This is a genomic window from Arthrobacter sp. NQ4, assembly GCF_029077345.1.
Classification (GTDB): Bacteria; Actinomycetota; Actinomycetes; order Actinomycetales; family Micrococcaceae; genus Arthrobacter.
Genome location: NZ_JARETC010000007.1, coordinates 17,564 through 33,966, shown reverse-complemented (window position 1 = coordinate 33,966; position 16,403 = coordinate 17,564). Strand labels below are relative to the sequence as shown.

The 16,403-nt window shown below is 65.8% G+C and carries 16 protein-coding genes; 8 read left to right on the top strand and 8 right to left on the bottom strand.

What is annotated here, in order from left to right:
• Positions 1-52 precede the first annotated feature (52 nt).
• On the top strand, positions 53-1,156 hold the full coding sequence (locus PUN51_RS13050) for a PLP-dependent cysteine synthase family protein (RefSeq protein WP_275181251.1): 1,104 nt from the start codon (positions 53-55) through the stop codon (positions 1,154-1,156).
• Here the strand turns inward: PUN51_RS13050 and PUN51_RS13045 are convergent.
• Positions 1,153-1,809, bottom strand: coding sequence for an MBL fold metallo-hydrolase (locus PUN51_RS13045; RefSeq protein WP_275181250.1), 657 nt, complete (start codon positions 1,807-1,809; stop codon positions 1,153-1,155). The genes PUN51_RS13050 and PUN51_RS13045 overlap by 4 nt on opposite strands.
• A 104-nt stretch (positions 1,810-1,913) precedes the next feature.
• Between PUN51_RS13045 and PUN51_RS13040 the strand changes: the two genes are divergently transcribed.
• Positions 1,914-2,375 (top strand): Fur family transcriptional regulator, encoded by a 462-nt coding sequence (locus PUN51_RS13040; RefSeq protein WP_159631620.1) that lies wholly within the window; start codon positions 1,914-1,916, stop codon positions 2,373-2,375.
• On the opposite strand, the gene PUN51_RS13035 is transcribed toward PUN51_RS13040, so the two are convergent.
• The 5 genes from PUN51_RS13035 to PUN51_RS13015 all read right to left on the bottom strand — a co-directional run bounded on the left by PUN51_RS13035 (position 2,353) and on the right by PUN51_RS13015 (position 7,584).
• Positions 2,353-3,237 (bottom strand): metal ABC transporter permease, encoded by an 885-nt coding sequence (locus PUN51_RS13035; protein ID WP_275181249.1) that lies wholly within the window; start codon positions 3,235-3,237, stop codon positions 2,353-2,355. The two genes, PUN51_RS13040 and PUN51_RS13035, sit on opposite strands and share 23 nt — an antisense overlap.
• The gene (locus PUN51_RS13030) at positions 3,237-4,052 is read right to left on the bottom strand and encodes a metal ABC transporter ATP-binding protein (protein WP_275181248.1); all 816 of its coding nucleotides are present in this window, start codon (positions 4,050-4,052) and stop codon (positions 3,237-3,239) included. The genes PUN51_RS13035 and PUN51_RS13030 overlap by 1 nt, the downstream gene beginning before the upstream one ends.
• Positions 4,049-5,035: a metal ABC transporter solute-binding protein, Zn/Mn family gene (locus tag PUN51_RS13025; protein ID WP_275181247.1), complete on the bottom strand. Its 987-nt coding sequence runs from the start codon at positions 5,033-5,035 to the stop codon at positions 4,049-4,051. Before PUN51_RS13025 ends, PUN51_RS13030 begins: the two co-directional genes overlap by 4 nt.
• 147 nt (positions 5,036-5,182) lie before the next feature.
• Positions 5,183-6,253: a hemolysin family protein gene (locus tag PUN51_RS13020; RefSeq protein WP_275181246.1), complete on the bottom strand. Its 1,071-nt coding sequence runs from the start codon at positions 6,251-6,253 to the stop codon at positions 5,183-5,185.
• Complete coding sequence (locus PUN51_RS13015; protein WP_275181245.1) at positions 6,250-7,584, bottom strand: hemolysin family protein; 1,335 nt, start codon at positions 7,582-7,584, stop codon at positions 6,250-6,252. Before PUN51_RS13015 ends, PUN51_RS13020 begins: the two co-directional genes overlap by 4 nt.
• Before the next feature lie 559 nt (positions 7,585-8,143).
• Here PUN51_RS13015 and PUN51_RS13010 point away from each other — a divergent pair.
• The 5 genes from PUN51_RS13010 to PUN51_RS20845 all read left to right on the top strand — a co-directional run bounded on the left by PUN51_RS13010 (position 8,144) and on the right by PUN51_RS20845 (position 14,441).
• Positions 8,144-11,956 carry a multifunctional oxoglutarate decarboxylase/oxoglutarate dehydrogenase thiamine pyrophosphate-binding subunit/dihydrolipoyllysine-residue succinyltransferase subunit gene (locus PUN51_RS13010; RefSeq protein ID WP_275181244.1) on the top strand — a complete coding sequence of 1,271 codons (3,813 nt, stop codon included), beginning with the start codon at positions 8,144-8,146 and terminating at the stop codon, positions 11,954-11,956.
• A gap of 155 nt (positions 11,957-12,111) precedes the next feature.
• Positions 12,112-12,711, top strand: coding sequence for a GDSL-type esterase/lipase family protein (locus PUN51_RS13005; protein WP_141160025.1), 600 nt, complete (start codon positions 12,112-12,114; stop codon positions 12,709-12,711).
• 84 nt (positions 12,712-12,795) lie between these two features.
• Positions 12,796-13,635, top strand: coding sequence for a DUF4097 family beta strand repeat-containing protein (locus PUN51_RS13000; RefSeq protein WP_224026487.1), 840 nt, complete (start codon positions 12,796-12,798; stop codon positions 13,633-13,635).
• Positions 13,635-14,249, top strand: a complete 615-nt coding sequence (locus PUN51_RS12995; RefSeq protein WP_224026488.1) for a PadR family transcriptional regulator — start codon at positions 13,635-13,637, stop codon at positions 14,247-14,249. Before PUN51_RS13000 ends, PUN51_RS12995 begins: the two co-directional genes overlap by 1 nt.
• Before the next feature lie 117 nt (positions 14,250-14,366).
• On the top strand, positions 14,367-14,441 hold the full coding sequence (locus PUN51_RS20845; RefSeq protein WP_369299106.1) for a 50S ribosomal protein bL37: 75 nt from the start codon (positions 14,367-14,369) through the stop codon (positions 14,439-14,441).
• 104 nt (positions 14,442-14,545) lie between these two features.
• Here the strand turns inward: PUN51_RS20845 and rsrA are convergent, their stop codons facing one another.
• Complete coding sequence (gene rsrA / locus PUN51_RS12990) at positions 14,546-14,806, bottom strand: mycothiol system anti-sigma-R factor (protein WP_056334975.1); 261 nt, start codon at positions 14,804-14,806, stop codon at positions 14,546-14,548.
• On the bottom strand, positions 14,803-15,615 hold the full coding sequence (locus PUN51_RS12985) for a sigma-70 family RNA polymerase sigma factor (RefSeq protein WP_159635361.1): 813 nt from the start codon (positions 15,613-15,615) through the stop codon (positions 14,803-14,805). Before PUN51_RS12985 ends, rsrA begins: the two co-directional genes overlap by 4 nt.
• 236 nt (positions 15,616-15,851) lie before the next feature.
• Here PUN51_RS12985 and PUN51_RS12980 point away from each other — a divergent pair, with 236 nt between their 5' ends.
• Complete coding sequence (locus PUN51_RS12980) at positions 15,852-16,400, top strand: DoxX family protein (RefSeq protein ID WP_159631612.1); 549 nt, start codon at positions 15,852-15,854, stop codon at positions 16,398-16,400.
• The last annotated feature ends 3 nt before the right edge of the window (positions 16,401-16,403 follow it).

The following is a 16,403-nucleotide window of genomic DNA, read 5'->3' as shown; positions in this document are numbered from 1 at the left end:
CAACGGTCCAACTTTAGACGGGCAGTCCGGCTGCCGCGGGTAGGCTGGTGCGGTGAAGATCGAGGGCAGCACCGGCACGGGCAGCGGCGGAACGGACCGGGACTGGGCGGACCAGGCCATCCGCACCATCACGGCGGAGAACAACCGTTCCGCGGACACCCACCTCTACTCGGTGGCCCTGCCGGAGCACTGGGGCATCCAGCTGTACCTCAAGGACGAGTCCACCCACCGGTCCGGCAGCCTCAAGCACCGGCTGGCCAGGTCGCTGTTCCTGTTCGGCCTGGTCAACGGCTGGATCCGGGAGGACACCACCATCGTCGAGGCCTCCAGCGGAAGCACCGCTGTTTCGGAGGCGTACTTCGCCCAGCTGCTGGGTCTGCCCTTCGTCGCCGTCATGGCTCGCACCACCAGCCCGGAGAAGATCGCGCTGATCGAGAAGTTCGGCGGTTCATGCCTGCTGGTGGAAAACGCCTCTGACGTCTACGCGGCGGCGGAAGAGGTGGCTGCCACCTGCAACGGGCACTATATGGACCAGTTCACCTATGCGGAACGGGCCACGGACTGGCGCGGCAACAACAACATCGCCGAATCGATCTTTGGCCAGCTCAGCCTGGAGCCGCACCCGGTGCCGGACTGGATCGTGGTGGGCGCCGGCACCGGCGGAACCAGCGCCACGATCGGCCGGTACCTGCGGTACCACAGCCATCCCACCAGGCTGCTGGTGGTGGACCCGGAAAACTCCGCGTTCTACCCCGGCTGGCTGGGGGAATCAGCCGCACAGCCCACGGGCCTGCCTTCGCGGATCGAAGGCATTGGCCGGGCGCGGATGGAGCCCAGCTTCATTCCCACGGTGATCGACAGGATGGTCCAGGTCCCCGACGCCGCGTCCGTTGCTGCGATGCGCCACCTGCACTCCTTCGCGGGCCTGCACGCCGGCCCGTCCACCGGCACCAACCTGTGGGGCGTCTGGCAGACAATTGCCGGCATGCTGGCGGAGGGACGCCGGGGCAGCATCGTGTCCTTGATGTGCGACGGCGGCGAACGCTATGCGGGCAACTACTGGAACCAGGACTGGCTGGCCGGCCAGGGACTGGACCCGGCGCCATACGAAGCGGTGATTGCGCGCTTCCTGGACACCGGGGAGTGGACCAACTAGACCTCCACCGACTCGCGCGGTGCCAGGTGCCGGTACTCCGTGCCGTACTTGGCCCCTATCCGCTTGACGTGCCCTTCAACGATTCCCAGGCCGTTGTCGTTGAGCAGCCCGTCGTGGATCTGGAAGGCACGCGGCGCCCGCACCCCGATCACAAAGTCCACTACCTCGGCGGACTTGCTCCAGGGGGCGTGCAGCGGAACCAGGAGTGTCTGGACCGTGATGCCGTCCGGAATGATGAAGGAATCCCCCGGGTGGTACACGTTCTGGTCCACCAGGAAGCCGATGTTGGCCACCATGGGAATCTGGGGGTGGATCAGGGCATGCTGGCCGCCAAAGCTGCGGATGTCGAAGCCCGCCGCCTGGAACGAGGACCCCGGCTCCACCGCGTGGATGCGGTCCGCGGCACCCGGAGCCTCCTGGCGCAGCTGCTCTGCCACGCCCGCCGGAGCGTGGAGCTCAAGGTGCTGGTTGCCGTGGAGGGCCTCCACCACGGCCTTGGTGTCCAAATGGTCAGCGTGTTCGTGCGTCACCAGTACGGCGTGGGCCCCGGACAGCGCCTCCGCTGATTCGGAAAAGGATCCGGGATCCAGGACCAGGACCCCGCCTTCCTTCTCGAGCCGGACACAGGCATGGGTGTATTTGGTCAGCTTCATAAGCGCCAGCCTAGGGTCCGTTCCGGAACGCTGTCCACGAACGCCGTCCAGGAAGATCCGGCTGGTAATCTTGATGTTTGCCCCCCACGGAAGCGAGTTCGTCCATGCCTACCGGCGTCAAGGCTGATTCCGCCGCCCCGTCCCCGGCTGGAGGCGGCAAGGAACAGCGCGTTACCAAGCAGCGCAAAGCCGTCAGTGCTGCCCTTGACCGGCTGGACGACTTCGTCAGCACCCAGGAGCTCTACCGGATCCTGCAGAACCAGGGTGTGTCGGTGTCGCTTGCCACCGCCTACCGCATCCTGCAGTCACTCGCCGATGAGGGCCTGGTTGACGTGCTGCGCAACGGCGATGGCGAGGCGGTGTACCGGCGGTGCGCGGTGACCGGCCACCATCACCACCTGTTGTGCAGGAACTGCGGGAAGGCCGTGGAGGTGGAAGCCCCCGCCGTGGAGACGTGGGCCGTGCGCACTGCGTCCGAGCATGGGTTCACCGAGGTGGACCACACGGTGGAAATCTTCGGGCTGTGCCCGGACTGCACCGCCCTTAAGGCTGCCGGGAAGCTGTAAGGACCCGCCCGTTGAGGCCACGGGCCTCCCGTACCGAGCCGATCGTGCGGCACACCACGTAGATCAGGAACGACAACGTGGTGACATAGGGGCTGATGGGGATCCGGCCGCCCAGGGCCAGCAGTATCCCGCCCACCGTGGCCGTCATGGCGAAGACCACGCTGAGCACCACCGCCGCCACCGGAGATGAGGTGACCCGCAACGCCGCGGCAGCGGGGGTGATCAGCAGGGCGAGGACCAGCAGGGCGCCCACCACCTGGATGGACAGGGCCACGCTGACGCCCAGGACAATCATGAACACGATGCCCAGGCTGCGGACGGGCACTCCCCGCGCCTCAGCGAGTTCCGGATCAACGCTGGCGAAGTTGAGCGGCCGCCAGATGGCCAGCAGCACGAGCATCACGACGACGGCGGTCCCGGCGAGTGCCTGGAGCTGGACTGTGTCCACGGAAACGATCTGCCCGGTCAGCAGCCCGAACTTGTTCGCCGCGCGGCCTTGGTAAAGCGACAGGAACAGGATGCCCAGTCCCAGCCCGAACGGCATGATGACCCCGATGATCGAGTTCTTGTCCCGCGCGCGGACTCCCATCAGGCCCAGCAGCAGTGCGGCCGCCACCGATCCAACCAGCGAGCCGAAGACCACATCCGCCCCGACCAGGAGTGCGAAAGCGGCTCCCGCGAAGGACAGCTCGGAAATACCGTGGACTGCGAAGGCAAGGTCGCGCTTCATGACGAAAATGCCCACCAGGCCGCCAAGCAGCCCCAGGATGGCACCCGCCCAGATGGAATTCTGGACCAGGACCAGCAGCTCGCCGTAGTTGTCGAAATTGAAGATGGCGCCCAGGATGCTGTCGGCGTCCATTACAGCACCTCCCCTGCCATCGTGTCCGCACCGGCGTGGTGGTGGGTGGTGGCGTCGGGAAGGCCTACCACCACGAGCCGGCCGTTGGCGCGGATCACCTCCACATGGCTGCCGTAAAGGTCGGACAGCACGTCGGTGGTCATGACCTCATCGGGCGCTCCGACGCGGAAACGTCCCCCGGCCAGGTAGAGGACCCGGTCCACGTACTCGATGATCGGGTTGATTTCGTGGGTCACAAAGACCACGGCGCTGTTGTGCTCGCGGCTCTGCTTGCTGATCAGGGCGCTCACCGCCTGCTGGTGGTGCAGGTCCAGGGACAACAGGGGCTCGTCGCAGAGCAGGACCTGGGGATCGGTCGCCAGGGCCTGGGCCACCCGAAGCCGCTGCTGTTCGCCGCCGGAGAGCTGCCCCACCGGGACGTTGGCGTAGTCGGATGCACCCACGAGTTCCAGGAGCTGGTCAACCTTCCGGTTTGTCCTGCCCTGCGAGAGCCGGATTCCCCAGCGGTGTCCGTCCACTCCCAGCCCCACCAGGTCGCGGGCACGCATGGGCGTGTCCGGCGCAAAGGACTTCTGTTGGGGTATGTAGCCGATCAGGTTGCTGCCGCGTTCCACGGGGCGCCCGCCAAGCATCGCTTCTCCGGCGTGCAGTTTCTGCAGGCCCAGCAGGACTTTCAGGAAACTGGTCTTGCCACTGCCGTTGGGACCCAGCACGGCGAAGAACTCGCCGGGCCTGATGTCCAGGTCAAGGCCGTCCCAGAGCGTGCGCTGGCCGAACCTGAGGCGCGCCCCTTTGAGGCTGACGACGGAATTCACCTGTTTGTCTCCAGAACCTTGCTGATGTTGTTCACATTGTCCGTCATCCACTGCAGGTAGGTCTTGCCTTCGGGCAGTGTCTCGGTGAAGTCCACAACGGGCACTCCGGCGGTTTCCGCCGCCTTCTTCAGCGCCTCGGTCTGGGGTCCTTCCGTCTGGGCGTTGTAGCCCAGCAGGCGGACTGCCTTGGAACCGACCAGGTCCGAGGCTTCCTTCAGGATGGCGGGAGGAACGTCAGTGCCCTCTTCGATAGCGGCCGTATACTGCTCAGGCGTCGCGTTCGCCAGCCCGGCATCTTCCAGCATGTACAGCGGGACCGGCTCCGTGACTGCCACCCGGCCCCCTCCCCCGGCGGCTTTCATGGCATCCAGGTGGCCGTGGAGGGAGGACAGGGAGGACTTGAAGGAATCAGCGTTGGCGGAGAAGGTAGCCGCAGCGCCGGGGTCCAGCGCTGCGAGCTTGTCCGCTATGCCGTCAGCCATCCGCTCCATGGCAGGCAGGCTGTACCAGACGTGCTCGTTAAGGCCGCCGTGGTCGTGACCGTCATGGCCAGCTGCTGCCTCGGCGGTGGCGGATGGCGCTGCACTGGCAGCTTCGTCCGGGTGGGCCACGCCGGAAACCTCGACGGCGGTCAGCACGGAGGCGCTGTCGAGCTTGCTGCTCTCCACCAGGGTGTGGATGAAGTCGTCGTAGCCGCCCCCGTTTTCGATGACGAGCCGGGCCTTGGACACAGCCAGCCGGTCCTGGGCGGTCGCCTCGTAGGAGTGCGGATCCTGCCCGGCACTGTTGATGATGGCCGTCACGTTGACCTTGTCCCCGCCAATGGTGCGGGCAATGTCACCGTAGACGTTTGTTGAGGCCACGACGTTGATCCCCTGCGCCTGGTCCGCGGTCTGCGACGGCTGGGGGCTGCAGGCGCTGAGCAGGAGGCCGGCACCGGCGAGGGCGGCAAGGAAAGAGCTGGCAGCGGCTGGACGGCGCACGGAAAACCTCAGTTCACACAGGATGGGGAGGACAACAATGCCCAGCCTATACCTAAATGCGAATGATTCCTATTTAGGTGGACGCGCTGCTTTCCAAGGCCCACCCCCGACGCGCCCCCGGGAACAGCCAGGGGCGCGTCCGGGGTTTCAGCTGCCGTTCGGCTGGCCCAGCCTGCGGATTCCGGTGGCCTGGGTTGCGTCCCTGATTTCGCCGACCAGCTGTTCGATGACGTCCTCAAGGAAGAGCACCCCGCGTGTGTTGCCGTCCGGGCCAATCACGCGCGCCAGGTGGGATCCGGTGCGCTGCATGACGGACATGGCCTTTTCGATCTCGTCATCCAGGGCCAGGTTTGCCAGTGACCGGACCCGGCTTTCGGCGATGGGCAGTTCATAGGCGGACTCCGGTATGGACAGCACGTCCTTTACATGGAGGTAGCCGTAGAGCATGTCCTCGTCGTCCAGCATGGGGAACCGGGAGAAACCAGTGCGGCTGACGGCTTTCTCGAACTCCACGGGGGTGGTGGAGGCCCCCAGCATGACCAGGTTTCCGATCGGGACCATGATGTCCTCAGCCGTGTGCTCCGAAAACTCCAGCGCACCCGTAATGAGCCCGGCGTCGTCATCCACCAAGCCGTGGCGCGTGGACTCCTGCACAATCGACTGCACCTCCTCCAGGGTGAAGGAGGACGTGACCTCGTCCTTGGGCTCGATCCGCATCAGCTTGAGGATGTGGTTGGCGGACCAGTTGAGGACTGAGATCACCGGATGGACCAGCCGCGAGATGAACAGCAGCGGCGGGGCCAGGAACAGTGCTGCCTTGTCCGCCACGGACACCGAGATGTTCTTGGGCACCATCTCGCCGAATGTCACGTGCAGGAAGGTCACCAGCATCAGGGCCACAGCGAAGGCTGCCACGTCAGCCACTTCCGCCGGGAGGCCCACCGTCTCGATGGGGACCGCGAGCAGGTGGTGGATTGCCGGCTCGGCCACCAGCAGGATCAACAGCGAACAGACCGTGATGCCCAGCTGCGCACATGCCAGCATCAGGGAGACGTTTTCCATGGCGCGCAGGGTGGTGTGGGCGCGCTTTGAGCCGGCGTCCGCCAGGGGTTCAATCTGGCTGCGGCGCGCGGACATGATGGCGAACTCAGCGGCCACGAAGAAGGCGTTGCCCAGCAGGAGGACGCCCAGCCACAGTATTCCGGCCCAGTCACTCATGGCTTGCTCCTGTGGTTGGCGTCCTGCGCAGCCGGCTCCGCCGCGGGGTGGAAGCAGATACGGTCGATCCTGCGGCCGTCCATCCGGGTCACGCTGAGTGTCCCGCCGTTGACCGGAACGGTGTCGCCCACGGCCGCGATCCTGCCGAGCTTGCTCATGACATAGCCGCCCACGGTTTCATAGGCCGCTTCATCCGGAACGCTCAGGCCGGGAATCTGCTCGGACAGCTCATCGGGACGGAGGAGCCCAGGGAAGTACCAGTCGCCGGAGGCGCTTTGCAGCAGCCCCGGCCGGACCTTGTCGTGCTCATCCGCCACCTCGCCCACGATTTCCTCCACCAGGTCTTCCAGGGTGGCAATGCCGGCGGTTCCGCCGTATTCATCCAGCACGACGGCCAGCTGAAGGTTTCCCTCCCGGAGCTCGGCCAGCAGCGCATCCAGGTGGATGGTTTCGGGCACGCGCAGCACCTCGGTCATGATGGCGCCCGCTTCGAGGTTCTGCCGGCGTTCCCACGGAACGGCAACGGCCTTCTTGACGTGCACCAGGCCACGGATGTCATCGGCCGAATCACCGATGACCGGGAAGCGTGAGTAGCCGGTCCGGCGTGCCGCATCCACGACGTCGGAAACCGGCTGGTCTGCGTCGATCGTCTCCAGCCTGATGCGCGGTGTCATCACGTCCGCCGCTGTCCTGGTGGAGAAGTTCAGGGTGCGGGCAATGAAGTTGGCAGTCCCGGCGTCAAGGGTTCCCATCGCAGCAGACCTGCGGACCAGCGAGGCGAGCTCCGCCGGCGTCCGGGCTCCCGAAATCTCCTCCTTGGCTTCCAGCCCAAAGACATGCAGGACCTTGTTGGAAAATCCGTTGAGGACCAGGATGGCCGGCTTGAAGATGGTGGTGAAGACGAGCTGGGGGCCGGCCAGGGCGCGGCCCACGGGAAAAGCGAGTGCGATGGCCATGTTTTTCGGCACCAGCTCACCCAGGAGCATGGACAGCAGGGTCGCCACCACCATCGCCAGGATCAGGGACACGGACTCCACCGCCACGTCGGGAAGTCCGACGGCGCCCAGCGGCGCCTTGAGGAGGCGGCCCATCGAGGGTTCCATAACGTAACCGGTGAGCAAGGTGGTCAGCGTGATGCCGAGCTGGCAGCTGGACAGCTGCGTTGACAACGACTTGAGGCAGGTGAGCAAGGGCACCGCGCCCGTGTCGCCGTCGTCGATTGCGCGCTGGACGGTGGCCTGGTCCAGGGCGATGAGGGAGAACTCGACGGCCACGAAGAACCCGGTGCCGGCGATCAGCAGCAAGCCTGCTGCGAGGAGGAACCACTCCATTCAGCATCCCGCCCGGAGCGCGGGCTGTGCCGGAAGGGGAAGCGGCCGTGGTGTGGAAAAGCTGTTTCGTCCCGGCGGAGGATGATCGGCGGATACCGACGCCTGGTCCGTGCGGGTTGCGGCAAGCTGGGCCGTGGGCTGGTGATGGGCGCGTTGTCGGGGTTTGCCGGCTCTGGGGGCGGACTGCGCGGCGCTGCTCTTCGAGCTCCGCTGACAGCGCCCAGGCCGGCACCTAGATTTACTGTCCATAAGAATTTCAGTCTACAGGAGCAGCCCCGCGCCGGACGCTCGGCCGGGCGGCCGGAAGTGGCCTGCTGGCACGCCTTCGCGCCTGCCGCGCTGGGCTGATGACGGCCCCCGGCGGCAGGCCGGTGGCCGCCATATTCGGGCCCGGGTTCGTCACTTCATGATTTGAGTCACCCTTATTGGCAGTTAACACAGGATGCTCACTAGACTTGCAAAGGTCCGGGTTCAGAGGACGCAGAGACTGGTTCGAACGTAGTGCTGAAGCACCGGGGGGCCAAAGAGAAATCAAACTCATGGAAGAGGCGTATTTCAAGTGCCAGAGCAGCCAAGCCACCGTCTACCAGAGGAATTTGGCGGAAACGAGTGGCTCGTTGACGAACTGTACGAGCAGTACCAGCAGGACAAGAACGCCGTGGATGCCAAGTGGTGGCCCCTGTTCGAATCCTTCGACTCGGGCAACGGTTCTTCTTCCAACGGAAATTCCGCACAGGCCGCCAACCCTCCCACCCGGGAACTCCCCATCGTGAAGCAGGCTTCCGCAGCACCGGCACCGTCGCCGGCTGCCGCCCCCGCTGCGCCGGCCGCCGCCGCTGCCCCGGCGCCTGCCGCACCGGCAGCCCCCGCACCCGTCAAGAAGGCCCCGGCCACGGAAGCCCGCGACGGCGGCAAGAAGACCGAGGCCGGCACCGGCTCGCAGCCCATCCCGGCGCAGCTGCCCAAGAACGTCAAGGCACCCACCGCACCCGAGGAAGACGTCGTCTCCGTCCTCCGCGGACCGGCGAAGGCCATCGCCACCAACATGGTCACCAGCCTCCAGGTGCCCACTGCCACCAGCGTCCGTGCCATTCCGGCCAAGCTGCTCATCGACAACCGTGTGGTCATCAACTCAAACCTGGCCCGCGCACGCGGCGGCAAGGTTTCCTTCACGCACCTCATCGGCTACGCCGTCATCCGCGCCCTGTCCCAGTTCCCCTCCATGAACGTGTACTACGACGAGGTAGACGGCAAGCCCGTTGCCGTCCAGCCTGCGCACGTCAACTTCGGCATCGCCATCGACATGCCCAAGCCCGACGGCACCCGGCTGCTCATGGTCCCGAACATCAAGAAGGCCGAGACCCTCAACTTCGCCGAGTTCTGGCACACGTACGAGGACCTGATCAAGCGGGCCCGCAACGGCAAGCTAACCGCCGAGGACCACCAGGGCACCACCGTGTCCCTGACCAACCCCGGCGGCATTGGCACCGTCCACTCGGTGCCCCGCCTTTCCAAGGGCCAGGCCGCCATCATCGGCGTCGGCGCCCTTGACTACCCCGCAGAGTTCCAGGGCGCCAGCGAGAAGATCATCGCCCAGAACGCCATCAGCAAGGTCCTCACCCTGACCTCGACGTACGACCACCGCGTCATCCAGGGCGCCGGCAGCGGCGAGTTCCTCAAGCTGGTCCACCAGCTGCTGCTGGGCGCGCAGAATTTCTACGACGAGATCTTCGAAGCCCTGCGCATCCCGTACGAGCCCGTCCGCTGGAGCCCGGACCTGCAGGTGGACCCGGCCGACGAGATCAACAAGGTGGCCCGGATCCAGCAGTTGATCCACTCCTTCCGCGTCCGCGGCCACCTCATGGCGGACACCGACCCGCTGGAGTACGTCCAGCGCAAGCACCCGGACCTCGACGTCCTCACCTACGGCCTGACCCTTTGGGACCTGGACCGCGAATGGCCCACCGGCGGCTTCGGCGGCAAGCCGATGCTGAAGTTCCGCGACATCCTCGGCGTCCTGCGCGATGCCTACTGCCGCACCACGGGCATCGAGTACATGCACATCCAGGAGCCTGCCGAGCGCAAGTGGTTCCAGGACCAGCTGGAGCACGCCTACTCCAAGCCCAGCCGCGAGGAACAGCTGCGGATTGTCTCCAAGCTGAACGCCGCCGAGGCCTTTGAGACGTTCCTGCAGACTAAGTTCGTGGGCCAGAAGCGCTTCTCGCTGGAAGGCGGCGAGTCCCTGATCCCGCTGCTTGACGCCATCATGTCCGATGCCGCCGACGACGGCCTGGACGAGGTTGCGATCGGCATGGCCCACCGTGGCCGCCTCAACGTGCTGACGAACATCGCCGGCAAGACCTATGCCCAGGTGTTCCGTGAGTTTGAGGGCACCCAGGATCCGCGCTCCGTGCAGGGCTCCGGTGACGTCAAGTACCACCTGGGCACCGAAGGCACCTTCACCTCGGACAACGGCAAGGAGACCAAGGTCTACCTCGCCGCCAACCCGTCGCATCTGGAAGCCGTGGACTCCGTCCTCGAAGGCATCGTCCGGGCCAAGCAGGACCGGCTGGACCAGGGCGAGTCGTTCCCTGTCCTGCCCATCATGGTCCACGGCGACGCGGCCTTCGCCGGCCAGGGCGTGGTGGCTGAAACGCTGAACCTGTCCCAGCTCCGGGGTTACCGCACCGGTGGAACCATCCACATCGTGGTCAACAACCAGGTGGGCTTCACCACCGCACCGTCGTCGTCGCGCTCGTCCACCTACTCCACGGACGTTGCCAAGATGATCCAGGCGCCGGTGTTCCACGTGAACGGCGACGACCCCGAGGCTGTTGTCCGCATCGGCCAGCTGGCCTACGAGTTCCGGCAGCGTTTCCACAAGGACGTTGTGATCGACATGGTGTGCTACCGCCGCCGGGGCCACAACGAGGGCGATGACCCCTCGATGACCCAGCCGCTGATGTACAACCTCATCGAAGCCAAGCGCTCCGTCCGCAAGCTGTACACCGAGTCACTCATCGGCCGCGGCGACATCACCGAGGAAGAAGCCGAGCAGCTGCTCCGCGACTACCAGGAACGGCTGGAACGGGTCTTTGCCGAGACCCACGCCGCCCAGACCTCGCCTATCCCGATCGTGACCGCCGACTCCGCTGCCGTGTCCGACATCGAACGGCCCAAGGCACAGCAGTCCGATTCCAGCGTCAGCGCACCGGCCTCCACGGCCATCAGCGCCGAAACCCTGGCCCGGATCGGCAAGGCACACGTCGAGATCCCCGACGGCTTCACGGTCCACCCCAAGCTGAAGCAGCTTCTGGAGAAGCGCGAACAGATGTCCCGCGAGGGTGGTATCGACTGGGGCTTCGGCGAGATTGCGGCCTTCGGCTCGCTGATCATGGAGGGCGTCCCCGTACGCCTGGCCGGCCAGGACTCGCGCCGCGGCACCTTCGTGCAGCGCCACGCCGTCTTCCACGACCGTGCCAACGGCAAGGAATGGCTGCCCCTGGGCAACCTCTCCGATGACCAGGCCAAGCTGTGGATCTACGACTCCCTGCTGTCCGAATACGCCGCCATGGGCTTCGAGTACGGCTACTCCGTGGAACGCCCGGATGCCCTGGTCCTGTGGGAGGCCCAGTTCGGTGACTTCGTCAACGGCGCGCAGACCATCATCGACGAATTCATCTCGTCCGCCGAGCAGAAGTGGGGCCAGCGCTCCTCGCTGGTCCTGATGCTTCCGCACGGCTACGAGGGACAGGGCCCGGACCACTCCTCCGCCAGGATCGAGCGGTTCCTGCAGCTGTGTGCCGAGGACAACATGATCGTGGCCAACCCGACCACGGCGGCCTCGCACTTCCACCTGCTGCGCCGCCAGGCGTACAGCCGCCCGCGCAAGCCGCTGATCATCTTCACGCCCAAGCAGCTCCTGCGCCTGAAGGCTGCCGCGTCGTCGGTCGAGGACTTCACCAACGGCACGTTCCGCCCCGTCATCGGTGACCACGAGCAGCTGCCGGCCACCGCCGTCGAACGCGTGCTCCTGGTGTCCGGCCGCCTGTACTACGATCTCCTGTCCACCCGGCAGAAGACCGGTGACAAGACCACCGCCATCATCCGCGTGGAGCAGCTTTACCCGCTGCCGCACGCCGAGATCGAGGCGGAACTTGCCAAGTACCCCAACGCCGAAGTGGTGTGGGCCCAGGACGAACCTGCCAACCAGGGGCCGTGGCCGTTTATGGGCCTGCACCTGCCGGAGGCCCTCGACCGCCGCGTCCGCCTGGTGTCCCGCCCGGCATCGGCCTCCACGGCCGCCGGTTCCATGAAACGGCACGCTGCGGAGCAGGATGTCCTGCTGAAGCAGGCATTTGCACGGAAGTAAGCAGTAAGGCTGCCCGGCCGGAGTCGAAATACCCGACTCCGGCCGGGCAGTTCTGTTTAATGGATTGACAGCGCCTCCCCGCGCCGCCGCAGCTGCGGCGGCAACGATGGCAGCGGCCGTATCGAAGTAACCCGTACCGAAGTAAAGAGGAACGCGTGGAAGACAGGAAGCTGCGGATCGCGGCTGTAGGAGACGAACTGCTGGCCGGACTGGGCGATCCCCGGGCACTTGGCTGGCTGGGCCGCGTCCTGGCCCGCACTCCCCAGGACGGCATGCTGCTCGAAAGCTATGCCCTCCCCTGCCCGCAGGAAGGTACGGAAGGCCTCGCTGCGCGCTGGCTGGATGAAGCCGGCAGGCGATTCAGCCCCCAGGCGGAGAACCGGCTGGTCATCGGCCTTTCGGGCCGCGACATCGAGTTCGGCCTCTCCACTGCACGGAGCCGGCTGAACCTGGCCAATATCCTGGACTCGGCTTCCCAGAACCGGATCGAAGTATTCGTCGTGGGGCCACCCCCCACCCTGGACCCCGCCCAGAACCGCCGGCTGGACGAACTCAATACCGCTTTCGCGGATGTGACCACCCGCCGCAAGCACCTCTACGTTGACACGTTCTCGCCCCTGCTGAACCACGAACAGTGGCGCCAGGACCTCGCCGCAAACGGCGGAACCCCAGGCCAGGCCGGGTATGGCCTCATGGCATGGCTGGTGCTGCACCGCGGCTGGTTCCAGTGGCTGGGCATGGACGCGCCCCAGTAGCGCCGTTCGAGATATATCTTGACCCCGCCACCGGGCGGCGATACCTTGGAGCGATAACGCGATATATCGCCTTTGGAGGGGACCATGGCCGGAGAAAACTGGACAGTCGCCAGCCCGCAGACCATCGACGTGGACGCCGTGACGTCCGTGAAACTAGGCATGGTCGGGGGCAGGTTTCAGATCATCGAGCACGACGCACCCGCAGTTCGCCTGGAATTCTCCGAGGTCCACGGCGACCCCGTGGCGGTGTCCCTGAACGGCGGCAGGCTGGAAGTCCGGCATCAACTGCACGGTGCGCAGGGCTGGTTCAAGAACCTCATGGAGACCGTCAACCACACCAGCGACAACTCCGCCGTCATCACCGTCGCCGTTCCCCGCGGAGTGGAGGTGGAAGCCGGAACCGTGAGGGGGGATGGAACCGTCTCAGGTATTGCCGCCCATGTCCGGCTCAACACCGTGGCGGGTTCCGTCACTGCGGACAGCACCTCCGGCGAACTGCAGGTCAACACGGTCAGCGGCAGCGTGGCCGTCAGGAACCACCGGGGTGTCCTTACCGCCAAAAGCATCTCCGGTGAAGTCACTGCGTCCGGCCACTTCAGCCACGTACGCACCAACACCGTCAGCGGACACCTCAGCTTCGAGCTGCTCGATTTCACGCAGGATTTTGGCTCCAACTCCGTCTCGGGAGACCTCACCATCCGCCTGCCCGCTGACGTGGGCGTCGACATCGTCGCCAAGTCCGCCGGCGGGGCGGTGATCCTGGACGGCCACCAGTGCCTCCTTACGAACGGCAAGGTGGAGACGATTGCCGGGCCCGATGGGCAGCTGATGCTTGTCCGGACCAACTCGGTGTCCGGCAAAACCTCGATCTCGCACGAACCGGCACCGGCGCCCGTCGACTCCCTTGGGGAAGCTGAACGCTGATGCCTCCCGTCTTCGCACACGGTGCGTTGCGCCTCTATCTCCTCTCCCTGCTCGAAAGCGGCCCCAAGCACGGCTACGAGCTCATCAAGGCGCTCAAGGACCGGTTCGGCGGGACTTATTCACCGAGTGCGGGAACCGTCTACCCCAGGCTGGGCAAGCTCGAAGAGGACGGACTGGTGTCCACCGAGCCGGCGGGACGGCGCACCAACTACCGCATCACCGCCGCCGGCCTTGCTGAACTGAACCGGCGCCGCGAGGACCTGGCGGGCGTTGAGAATGACATCGCAGCCTCGGTGCAACGGCTTTCCGGAACCCTCAGGGAGGACATCCGCAGCAGCATGCGGGGGTTCCGGAGCGACCTTGCGGCAGCGGCGGAGGCAGCCCGTGCCGCGGCTGCCTCGGCCACCACTCCGCCGGGAAGCGGCCAGTCGCAGGCGCGCAGGGGGCAGCCGCTCAGGGAGGCAGAACTGCTGCTGCAGGATTTCCGCGACGAGCTCCGCGCGGACCTGCGGCGCCAGGCCATGCACCGGCCCATCAGCCCCATGACGCTGGAGACGGTCAGGACGGCCCTGGACGACGCCCGTGCGGCCATCCGCGGCACCCTCCAGCCCTAGCACCCCGCCACGCAGCCCTGCCGCAGGTCATCCGCCGTTTCCCGGTTCGCGGGGCGCCAGATCATGTGGGAGACTTGAGGGCAGCTCTTTTGAGTACCAACAGTAAGGAGGCCAGCTATGAGCAAGCGTGCACGCAAGCGTCGTGACCGTAAGCGTGGCGGCGCGAACCACGGGAAGCGCCCCAACACCTAGGCAAATGCCAGGGACTACGGTTCAAGTGAAGGACCCCGCAAGCCACTCGGCTTACGGGGTCCTTTGCTGTCTTCGGCCCTGATGGGCGTTACCGCGTCCGGTACCTACGCCTCCACGGGACGGATCGCGTGGATCCGGTCCAGGATGGCGTTCTTGAGGTTGTCCGGTGCGGATTCGGTGCAGGACCGCTTGACCATGTTGCGGATGACGCATTCGAGGTCATACTGCTCCGTGCATTCGGGGCAGTCATCAAGGTGGTTCTTGATTTCCGTAATATCCTCGCGGGTCAGTGCCCCGTCAAGGTACTCGTAGATGCGTTGCATCCGGGTATCGTCGCAGTCGCCCAATCCCTGGCAGTCGCTCATTTCCTGTTCTCCTGTGCTTTGCTTCCTGCCGCATCCGACGCATCCGCGGCCGTTTTGAATCCCCGCTCGGCGGCGTATTCCGCGAGCATGTCCCGCAACATTCGCCGGCCGCGGTGGAGCCGGGACATCACGGTGCCGATGGGCGTGTTCATGATGTCTGAAATTTCCTTGTAGGCGAAGCCCTCCACGTCCGCGAAGTAGACCGCCAGGCGGAACTCTTCCGGAATGTCCTGCAGCGCCCTCTTGACGTCAGAATCCGGAAGGTGGTCCAGGGCTTCAGCCTCGGCCGAACGCAGTCCGCTTGACGTGTGCGATTCCGCCCGGGCCAGCTGCCAGTCCTCGATGCTGTCCGAGTTGGACTGCAGGGGCTCACGCTGCCGTTTGCGGTACAGGTTGATGTACGTGTTGGTCAGGATCCGGTAGAGCCACGCCTTGAGGTTGGTGCCGGGCTTGTACTGGTGGAATGCCGAGAAAGCCTTGGTGTAGGCCTCCTGGACCAGGTCCTCCGCGTCCGACGGGTTCCGGGCCATACGCATCGCCGCGGAGTACAGCTGGTCGACATACTGCATGGCGTCCCGCTCAAAGCGAAGGCGGCGTTGTTCCACGCTTTCCGTGGCAACGTCCACGGTGCTGTCTTCGGCGTCCGCGTCAACGGCCGGCGGACCGGCATCCGCCGGCCCTGCGGCCAGGGGTGACGTTCCTTCCCTGCCGTTCGCTTCGCCGGGAGAAGCCTCATACATGGCCGCGACGGCCGGATCCAGGGTGCTCATCGCCTTCAAGTCTACTGTCAGCCGCCCTGCCGGGGGCATGCCGTACCCGGGCGGCTCGGTGGCCAGCTTGTCCACTGCCACCGGTCCCGCCTGTCTGGTCCCGTCCAACACCTTCCGCAAGGCCCAACTCCGCTCTGTATCGGGTGATTGATCGCCGGGCCCATCCTTCAGACCCGACAGCCATAACCGTCTCCCGCGGGCAAATATTCCCCAAAAGTGCAAGACTAGGACCGACTCCGCCGCTCGCCGCGGTTCGTCCATCCAGGAGGAAATCCATGTCCTTTGTCCGCACGCTCGCCAGGCCCATGCTCGCCTCCAGTTTCGTTCTTGCCGGACTGGACAAGCTCAAGAACTCCGACGACACTGCACAGCAGCTCTCACCCCTGCTGCGCAAGGCTGCGGCCTCGCTTCCCTTCCAGACGAACGAGAAGACCCTGGCCCGCGTCATCGGCGGAACCCAGGTGGGAGCCGGCGTCCTGTTCGGCCTTGGCAAGTTCTCCCGGCTCTCGGCCGGCCTGCTCACCGTGGTTTCCCTCCTGAACACCTTCGTTGAGTGGCGCAGCGCGGACATCAGCAGCAAGGAAGGGCGCGAAGGCCGCAGGAACCAGCTGCTCAAGAACCTCTCCCTCAGTGGCGGCGCCCTGCTCGCCTCCGTGGACACTGCAGGCAAGCCCGGCCTCGCCTGGCGCGCCGAACACCTGGCCGCCGACGCCCGCCGGAACGCTTCGCACCTGGCCGCCGACGCCCGCCGGACCACCACCAAGAAGCTGAACAAGGCGGACAAGGCCGTACGCCGCGCCGTCGAGCACGCCGCGGGAGCCTAAGCA

What these genes read in the sequence shown, in the direction of transcription:
- PUN51_RS13045 (WP_275181250.1), bottom strand. Translation starts at nt 1,809, where the DNA reads ATGAAGCTGACCAAATACACCCATGCCTGTGTCCGGCTCGAGAAGGAA.
- PUN51_RS13040 (WP_159631620.1), top strand. Translation starts at nt 1,914, where the DNA reads ATGCCTACCGGCGTCAAGGCTGATTCCGCCGCCCCGTCCCCGGCTGGA.
- PUN51_RS13035 (WP_275181249.1), bottom strand. Translation starts at nt 3,237, where the DNA reads ATGGACGCCGACAGCATCCTGGGCGCCATCTTCAATTTCGACAACTAC.
- PUN51_RS13020 (WP_275181246.1), bottom strand. Translation starts at nt 6,253, where the DNA reads ATGAGTGACTGGGCCGGAATACTGTGGCTGGGCGTCCTCCTGCTGGGC.
- PUN51_RS13015 (WP_275181245.1), bottom strand. Translation starts at nt 7,584, where the DNA reads ATGGAGTGGTTCCTCCTCGCAGCAGGCTTGCTGCTGATCGCCGGCACC.
- PUN51_RS13000 (WP_224026487.1), top strand. Translation starts at nt 12,796, where the DNA reads ATGGCCGGAGAAAACTGGACAGTCGCCAGCCCGCAGACCATCGACGTG.
- PUN51_RS12995 (WP_224026488.1), top strand. Translation starts at nt 13,635, where the DNA reads ATGCCTCCCGTCTTCGCACACGGTGCGTTGCGCCTCTATCTCCTCTCC.
- rsrA (WP_056334975.1), bottom strand. Translation starts at nt 14,806, where the DNA reads ATGAGCGACTGCCAGGGATTGGGCGACTGCGACGATACCCGGATGCAA.
- PUN51_RS12985 (WP_159635361.1), bottom strand. Translation starts at nt 15,615, where the DNA reads ATGCCCCCGGCAGGGCGGCTGACAGTAGACTTGAAGGCGATGAGCACC.
- PUN51_RS12980 (WP_159631612.1), top strand. Translation starts at nt 15,852, where the DNA reads ATGTCCTTTGTCCGCACGCTCGCCAGGCCCATGCTCGCCTCCAGTTTC.